This is a genomic window from Azoarcus sp. TTM-91 (assembly GCF_012911025.1).
Lineage (GTDB): Bacteria > Pseudomonadota > Gammaproteobacteria > Burkholderiales > Rhodocyclaceae > Azoarcus.
Genome location: NZ_WUEI01000165.1, coordinates 1 through 7,017, shown reverse-complemented (window position 1 = coordinate 7,017; position 7,017 = coordinate 1). Strand labels below are relative to the sequence as shown.

The 7,017-nt window shown below is 66.7% G+C and carries 7 protein-coding genes; 2 read left to right on the top strand and 5 right to left on the bottom strand.

Annotated elements, in window-relative coordinates:
• On the top strand, window positions 1-1,168 hold a 1,168-nt coding region (locus GRF61_RS22575), incomplete at its 5' end, for an MFS transporter (RefSeq protein WP_169152870.1).
• Between the two features lie 71 nt (window positions 1,169-1,239).
• Here GRF61_RS22575 and GRF61_RS22570 read toward each other — a convergent pair.
• The 5 genes from GRF61_RS22570 to GRF61_RS22550 form a co-directional block, all read right to left on the bottom strand.
• Window positions 1,240-2,565: a TRAP transporter large permease gene (locus tag GRF61_RS22570; protein WP_169152869.1), complete on the bottom strand. Its 1,326-nt coding sequence runs from the start codon at window positions 2,563-2,565 to the stop codon at window positions 1,240-1,242.
• Window positions 2,562-3,086, bottom strand: coding sequence for a TRAP transporter small permease (locus tag GRF61_RS22565; RefSeq protein ID WP_169152868.1), 525 nt, complete (start codon window positions 3,084-3,086; stop codon window positions 2,562-2,564). The genes GRF61_RS22570 and GRF61_RS22565 overlap by 4 nt, the downstream gene beginning before the upstream one ends.
• Before the next feature lie 80 nt (window positions 3,087-3,166).
• Window positions 3,167-4,192 (bottom strand): TRAP transporter substrate-binding protein, encoded by a 1,026-nt coding sequence (locus GRF61_RS22560; RefSeq protein ID WP_169152867.1) that lies wholly within the window; start codon window positions 4,190-4,192, stop codon window positions 3,167-3,169.
• Between the two features lie 241 nt (window positions 4,193-4,433).
• Entirely contained in the window at window positions 4,434-5,276 is an 843-nt protein-coding gene (locus GRF61_RS22555) for a class III extradiol dioxygenase family protein (RefSeq protein WP_169152866.1), read from the bottom strand.
• A 3-nt stretch (window positions 5,277-5,279) separates the two neighbouring features.
• Window positions 5,280-5,633: a protocatechuate 4,5-dioxygenase subunit alpha gene (locus GRF61_RS22550; protein WP_169152865.1), complete on the bottom strand. Its 354-nt coding sequence runs from the start codon at window positions 5,631-5,633 to the stop codon at window positions 5,280-5,282.
• An 88-nt stretch (window positions 5,634-5,721) separates the two neighbouring features.
• Here GRF61_RS22550 and GRF61_RS22545 point away from each other — a divergent pair, with 88 nt between their 5' ends.
• On the top strand, window positions 5,722-6,654 hold the full coding sequence (locus GRF61_RS22545; RefSeq protein WP_169152864.1) for a LysR family transcriptional regulator: 933 nt from the start codon (window positions 5,722-5,724) through the stop codon (window positions 6,652-6,654).
• Window positions 6,655-7,017 lie beyond the last annotated feature (363 nt).

The following is a 7,017-nucleotide window of genomic DNA, read 5'->3' as shown; positions in this document are numbered from 1 at the left end:
CACCCGGTTGCCGCTCTCCGCGCTGCTGGCGCTGGCGGTGGCCGGTTTCATCACCATCCTCACCGAAGCCCTGCCGGCCGGGCTGCTGCCGCAGATAGCCGCCGGCCTGGCGGTGCCGGAGGCGCTCGCCGGCCAGTTGGTCACCCTGTATGCCGTCGGCTCGCTGGCCGCCGCCATTCCGCTCACGCTGGCCACCCGCGGCCTGCGGCGGCGGCCGCTGCTGCTGGCGGCCATCGCCGGTTTCGCCGTCGCCAACACCGTCACCGCGCTGTCCGGCCACTATGTGCTGACCCTGATCGCCCGCCTGCTCGCCGGTGTTGCCGCCGGCCTGCTGTGGGCGCTGATCGCCGGCTACGCCGCCCGCATGGTGCCGGAGCATCTGAAAGGCCGGGCGATTGCGCTGGCGATGGTGGGCACGCCGCTGGCGCTGTCGCTGGGCGTGCCGGCGGGCACCTTTCTCGGCGCCCTGGCCGGCTGGCGCGCCTGCTTCGGCCTGATGACGGGAATGACGCTGCTGCTGGTGCTCTGGGTGCTGCGCACGGTGCCGGATTTCCCCGGCCAGGCCGCCGGCCGCCGCCAACCGCTGCTGCGGGTGCTGGCCCTGCCCGGCATACGCACGGTGTTGCTCGCCACCCTGGGCTTCGTGCTGGCGCACAACATCCTCTACACCTACATCGCCCCCTTCCTGCGGGAAGCGCAGCTGGGCGACCGGGTGGACCTGGTGCTGCTGGTGTTCGGCGCTGCCTCGCTGCTGGGCATCTGGATCACCGGCGTGCTGATAGACCGCCGGCTGCGGCAACTGATGCTGGCCAGCACGCTGCTGTTCGGCCTCGCCGTGCTGGCGCTGGGTCTGTGGGGCGACAGCGCGGCCGCGGTCTATGCCGCCATCGGCGCCTGGGGCCTGGCCTTCGGCGGCTCGGCCACCTTGCTGCAGACCGCGCTGGCGAAGGCGGCGGGGGAGGCGGCGGATGTCGCCCAGTCCATGCTGGTCACCGCCTGGAACCTCGCCATCGCCGGCGGCGGTCTGCTGGGCGGGCTGCTGCTGGAGAAGCTGGGCGTGGCCGCCTTTGCACCGGCCTTGCTGCTCCTGCTGGGGGCGACCTGGGTGCTGGTGTGGCGGGCCCGCGTTGCGGGTTTTCCACCGGCGGGGGGAGACCGCCGCGGCTGAGCGGCCAGCGGCCGGAATGAAAAAGGGGCGTCTATCGACGCCCCTTCTGCCTTAACGCGCTGGCCGCACCACTATGCCAGCCACCTCAGCATGATCAGCGAGATGGCGGGGAAGGCCACGAGCAGCAGGATGCGCAGCAGGTCGGAGCACAGGAAGGGCACCACGCCGCGGAAGATGGTCGCCAGCGGGATGTCCTTGGCCATGCTGTTGATGATGAACACGTTCATCCCCACCGGCGGCGTGATCAGGCCGATCTCCATCACCACCAGTGCCACCATGCCGAACCAGATGGCCTTTTCCTCATGGGTCAGGCCGTAGTAGTCCATGCCGAGGATGATGGGCAGGAAGATGGGGATGGTGAGCAGGATCATGGACAGGCTGTCCATCACGCAGCCCAGCAGCAGGTAGATGAGGATGATGGCGAACAGCACGGTGAAGGGACCGAAGCCCATCTGCTCCACCCACTGCGCCACTTCCACCGGCATCTGGCTGACCGCCATGAAGGCATTGAGCATGTCGGCGCCAAGCAGGATGAGGAACATCATGCCGGTGCCGGTGGCCGTGCCGTAGATGCACTCCAGCAGGCCGCCATTCTTCAGGCCGCCCGACTTCCACGCCGCGATGCCGGTGGCGACCACGCCCACCGAGGCCGCCTCGGTCGGGGTGAACAGGCCGCCGTAGATGCCGCCGATCACCACCGCGAAGATCAGCATCACCGGCCAGGTGTCGACCAGCGTCGCCATGCGTTCCGCCCAGCTGTGCTTGGGCGTGCCCGGGCCGCCTGCAGCAGGGTCCAGACGGGTGACGATGGCGATAACCAGCATGTAGCCGAGCGCGGCGAGGATGCCGGGAATGAAGGCGGCAACGAACAGCTTGGCGATGTTCTGCTCCGCCAGGATGGCGTAGATCACCAGCGGCACCGAGGGCGGAATGAGAATGCCCAGCGTGCCGCCCGCCGCCAGCGAACCCGCCGCCAGGCTGGGCTTGTACTGGTGGCGCTTGAGTTCCGGCAGCACCACGTGCGACATGGTGGCCGCGGTGGCGAGCGAGGAGCCGCAGATGGCGCCGAAGCCGGCGCAGGCGGATACGCCCGCCATCGCCATGCCGCCCCGCCAGTGGCCGATGAAGGCGTTGCCGGCGCGGAACAGGGCCTTGGACAGGCCGCCGTGGGTGGCAAACTGGCCCATCAGCAGGAAGAGCGGCACCACCGACAGGTCGTACAGCGAGAAGCGGCCATAGGGCGCGTTCTTCAAGTAGGCGAGCAGCGGATCCCAGCCGGAGGCCCAGACATAGCCGATGGCGCCGGCCAGGAACATCGAGATGCCGATGTGCACCCGCAGGGCGAGCATGACCATCATGATCGCGCCCATGGTCAAACCAATAGTCATACCGCTCACGACTTCACCTCCCCGCGCACTTCACCCATGAACACGAACAGCGCGGCGACACCGAGCAGCGCAAACGACGGCACCAGCGGGATATAGCCCCACCACACCGGCAGCGAGATCACCATGGAGGTCTCGCCGTACTCGCGCATTTCCAGCATCCCCTCCCACACCCGCCAGGCGATGAAGAAGGCGCACAGGGACAGCAGCAGCGAGGCCACCGCGTCCAGCAGGCGCTTGAGCGCATCCGGCGCCCACAGGGTGAAGAAGTCCACGAACACATGGCCCTTCTTCAACTGGCAGTAGGGCAGGCACATGGCCACGCCCATCGCGGACAGGGACTGCACGAGTTCGTAGTCGCCGGGAACCGGCGTGGCAAACAGGGCGCGGCCGATGACGCTGGCGACCGACATGAGGGATTCGATGACGAACAAGATGCCGCCGAGGATGGCCAGCGCAGCGCAGGCCAGCTCGACGGACCTGCCCAACGGACCATGCGCATGCACGGTCGGCTGTGCCAGGGACTCTGACATGGGGATCTCCGGTCGGAGGGGGAAAGGCTAAAAAAACGGCCGCGGGCAGAGCGCGCCGCGGCCGTCGCAGTGCTAGCAGCTTACTTCGCGTAGCCCTGGGACAGGGAAACCGCTTCGTCGTACAGCTTCTTGCCGTCCACACCCTTGGAGGAGACTTCCTTGATCCACTCCTCGGTGACCGGCTTGGTGGCCGCTTCCCACTTGCTCACTTCTTCCGGAGCCAGCGAATAGACGGTGTTGCCACGCTCGACGGTGAGCTTGCGGCCAGCTGCGTCGGCTTCGCGGAACTGGGTGGAAACCCAGGCGGAGACGTCGCGGCCGCTGTTGTCGTCGATGACCTTCTTCAGTTCGGCAGGCAGGCTGTCGTACTTCTTCTGGTTCATCACGAAGATCATCGTGGAGGTCAGCATGGCGCGGTCGCCGGCGACTTCCATGTTGAACTTGGTCAGCTCATGCGTCTTGGTGGAGGGCACCACTTCCCAGGGGATCATGGCGCCTTCGATCACGCCCTTGGACAGGCTTTCCGCCATTTGCGGCACCGGCATGCCGACCGGGGTCGCGCCCAGCGAGGACAGCATCTTGTTGCCCAGGCGGGAAGGCGCGCGCACCTTCATGCCCTTGAGATCGTCCAGGGTCTTGACCTGCTTGTCGCGGAAGTGGAACACATAGGGGCCGGGCACCCAGGTGGCGATCGGCTTCATGCCGGCGAATTCCTTCATCGCATTCTTGTGGATGAAGTCCCACAGCGCGCGGGAGGTGGCTTCCGGGGTAGTGGTGGCGAAAGGCAGCTCGAACACTTCCGACAGCGGGAAGCGGCCCGGGGTGTAGCCCGGCAGCGTCCAGACGATGTCGGCCACGCCATCGCGCACCTGGCTCAGCAGTTGCGGCGGGGTGCCGCCCAGCTGCATGGCCGGGTAGATCTGGCACTTGAGCTTGCCCTGCGATTCGGCGGCGATCTTGTCGCACCAGGGGGCGATGAACTTGGTATGGGCCGGCGATACCGGCGGCAGGAAGTGGGCAACCTTCAGCACGACTTCCTGGGCATGGGCGGCGACAGGCGCGAGGGTGGCCAGGGCAATGCCCAAGGCCAGGCGGCGAAGCTTCATCGGTGAGTCTCCTCTATGAACACATTGCGACAGGGTCCGGTTCGTGGTGCCGGCTATCTGCCGCTTCCTCTGCGTCACAGAGTTTGACGTCACTGAATGTAAGTCAAAAGACCTACTGCAGACTATCAGCTATATCAGTTCGATATAGCTATACGGGCGATATTTTGCTTTTAATCATCTGAAATACCGCTCCGCCCCGCCGCAGGCGGCGGCGGAACGGAACGGCACACGGCGCGCAGGCTCAGTCCGCGCACTCCATCACCATCAGGCCGGCGGCGGTGTTGGAGATGGGGATGTGGTAGTTGGTGTGCACCTTGCGCACCTTGCCCGGCAGCGCCGCGCGGGTAGCCAGCCACATCAGCAGTTCCACGCCCTGGGTGCCGGTGAGCTCCACCAGTTCTTCGGTGGAGTACTTGGTCGCCCACTCCGGATCGTGGATCAGGCTTTCCATGAAGGCGAGGTCGAAGTCCTTGTTCACGAAGCCGGCGCGCTTGCCGTCCAGCTGGTGCGACAGGCCGCCGGTGCCGATCACCACCACGCGCAGGTCTGCGTCCCAGGAGGCGATGGCTTCGCCCAGCGCCTTGCCCAGCTTGAAGCAGCGCTTGGCCGAGGGCAGCGGGTACTGCACGGTGTTGATGCACACCGGCACCGTCTGTACCGGACAGCGTTCCTCGTTCGGCCACAGCAGCTTCAGCGGCAGCGAGAAGGCGTGGTCCACCAGCATTTCCTGGCAGGTGGTGAGGTCGAATTCCTTCTCCACCAGTTCGTTGATGACGTGCCAGGACAGGGCCTGGTTGCCGGCATAGGGCGGCAGCGTGGGAATGCCCCAGCCTTCGTCGGCGTTCTGGTACTCCGGCGCGGCACCGACGGCGAAGGTCGGCATCTTGTCGAGGAAGAAGTTGAGGCCGTGGTCGTTGTAGACCACCACCGCGATGTCCGGCTTCACCTTGGCGAGCCAGTCATGCACCGGCGGAAAGCCGTCGAAGAAAGGCTTCCAGTACGGGTCCTGCTGCAGGTTGCCGGCGATGGCGCGGCCGATGGCCGGCACGTGGGAAGTGGTGATGCCGCCTACGATCTTGGCCATGTCTTATTTCCCCGCGGCCACGAGCATGGCCTTGAATTCGTCTTTCGTCATACCGGTCTGGGCGGCGCCCAGGTCCTGCACGTCCAACCCCAGGATGCCGGCGAACTTCGCCAGGTAATACACATTGCCGCCGGCGGCGAGCAGGCCGAGCACGTCGCGGTTGCGGATCACGCTCTCCTGCTCTTCGTTGAGGCCGTACTTGCGGCAATAGGCTTGCTCGTCGCGCTGGAACTCGGCGCGGTTGTCCGCGCTGTTGAACGAGAAACACATCTTGTTCAGCGCATAGCCCTTCTGCGCGAGATCGCCGTCGAACACGGCGGTGCCGGGAATCTCCCGTTTCTGCCTGACGCTGCTCATTCTTTCCCCTCCATGCTTTCTTGTTCGTGGAGGCGCCAGTATTTGCGACTGGACAGGGAAGATAAACGCAGCGAGACTCATACGACCCATGAGCGATTTCGATCATTCCCACCTGGACGGCCGCCTGCTGCAACTGCTGCTCGCAGTGGTGGAGGAAGGCTCGGTCACCCGCGCCGCCGAGCGCCTGGGGGTGACGCAGTCGGCGGTATCCCACCTGCTGGGCAAGCTGCGCACCATCGTCGGCGATCCGCTGTTCGTCAAATCCGGCCGCGGCATCGTCGCCACCGCCCGCGCCGAGGCGCTGGCGGTGCATGCGCGGGTGCTGCTGGAGGAAATGCGCCGCTTCGCCAGCGCGCCGGTGTTCGAGCCGGCCCAGCTCCACACCACCTTCACCCTCGCCGCCAACGACTTCCAGCGCGACCTACTGCTGCCGGCGCTGCTGCGCCGGCTGCGGGCGGTGGCGCCGGGGGTGGCGCTGCGCATCATTCCCTCCGACGTGCCGACGCCGGAGATGCTGCGCGAGGAACACTGCCACCTCGCCATCTCGCCGCGTCCGCCGGATGCTGGCGACATCCTGCACAAGCGCTTGTTCGCCGATCACTACCGGGTGTTTTTCGACGCCACCCAGCGCGCCGCGCCGGCGGACACCGCGGAATACCTCGCGGCCGAGCACATCACCGTGGTCTATGAAGCCAGCCGGCCGCTGGATTTCGACCGCGGTCTGGCCGCCCGCGGCCTGCAGCGCCGCTTCGTCGCCAGCGTGCCCGGCTTCGCCGGCATCCCCGCCTTCGTCCATGGCAGCCCGCTGCTCGCCACCGTGCCCGGCCTGCTGCAAGGCAGCCTGATGCGCGGGCTGGCGAGCTGCGCCCTGCCCTTCGAGGCGCCGCCGCTGCCGATGTACATGATCTGGCACCTGCGCGACCGCCACGACCCCGCCCACGGCTGGCTGCGCAGCGAGCTGGAAGCGGTGGTGCGCGCGCTGCCATTGGCCGCGCCCGCGTCTTCTACGGCCGCCGCCTGATCGCGCCCATCCTGTCCGCATGAAAGCCCCGCCCGCCGGGGCGTTCCGCCTTCCACCCGCTGCTTCGCGACGCCACCGGATGCAAACCGGCTAGCCGGCACTTTGACCACTGCTATTAGCGTCATGGTCAATTGCAGACGCTTCGGCTTCGCTCGGGGCTGCCCTGTAGAAGGGCCGTTGCAGGAGAGAGCCCTTTGGCCTTGCCGTCGCTGGCCCGTCGAAAACCACAGCCTGGACGACTATCGCGTCCAAACCGCCACGTCAGCGTCTCCATGCCCGATGGCTGGCCGACAGCGCACGGCGCTTTCCCCTGATAATCCCGTGGTCTTTCAACCCTCAAAGCCCCCGCCGCCATGCTGGAAC